Annotated in this window: 2 pseudogenes; both read right to left on the bottom strand. The window is 60.8% G+C overall.

Annotated elements, in window-relative coordinates:
• A pseudogene (locus tag EN949_RS35465) lies at positions 1 to 338 on the bottom strand (hypothetical protein); the annotation flags it as partial.
• 13 nt (positions 339 to 351) lie between these two features.
• Positions 352 to 882: pseudogene (locus EN949_RS35460) on the bottom strand (methylenetetrahydromethanopterin dehydrogenase); the annotation flags it as partial.

The following is an 882-nucleotide window of genomic DNA, read 5'->3' as shown; positions in this document are numbered from 1 at the left end:
TCATCGGCCAGCAACTGCGGATCCTTGATCCTGCGGATCGCGGCGCCGCCATTGCCGGCGAGCCGAAAGTGTCGCGCGATTTTGTCCACGGTCTCAGGCATCCGCTCAAACCCTGAGCCCAGGACAATGGCGGCCGGCAGGTCGTTGCCAGCCAATCGCCGAAGCGTGTCGATGATGCGCTCGCCGTCGATGCCTCCTTGCAGGTCGCCTGGCAGCATTGTCGCGCGTTCTGCGAGCGCGACGGTGTCCGTATCGCAAAAGAAATCGGCGACCAGCGGACGATAGCCGGCGCGACGCGCGGCGGCGGCCAGCGCCCGGCCTGAAATTGCCGCGATCAAAAGAGATCCGGCGTTACTTGGCAATCTCGCGTGCAAGGGAAAACGCTTCCTGAAAACCGAGCGTGATCGTCTTTTCGGATTCGATCATTCTTTTGAAGAGACCGAATTCGACCTTATATTTGACATTGCCGATGGCAAGCGGACCAATGCCGACAGCTTTTGCCGCATCGAGTGGATCACCATTAGCATTGACGGCCAATCCTTCGATGCCGGCCGGGGGAACGGCATTGACGTCGGCCGCAATAAGCAGGTCATTGCCTTTCAATTGGGCTTTGGAGACCACCTGGACGCCAGCTTTGGCGCAAGCCAGGATAATTTCGTTGGCTTCGACCAGCTTTGTCTTGCGGGCGTCGCTCGATCCGTCAGCCGCATCGACGGTGAGGTGGAACCTGCTTTCGATCTCGGCCGCGATCTGCTTGACCCGTTCGATGCCGTCATGGCCGACAAGTGTGACCCGGGCACCTTCCCCTGCCGCGATGACGGCGGTGCAGAAGCCGACGACTCCGGTGGCGCCGAAAACAGCCACCCTCGTATCCCTGAGCGC

The sequence above is a fragment of the Mesorhizobium sp. M7A.F.Ca.US.007.01.2.1 genome (assembly GCF_003998165.1).
GTDB classification, from domain to species: Bacteria; Pseudomonadota; Alphaproteobacteria; order Rhizobiales; family Rhizobiaceae; genus Mesorhizobium; species Mesorhizobium ciceri.
Note: the sequence above shows the minus strand (reverse complement) of the source record. Positions and strands in the feature narration are given on the sequence as shown.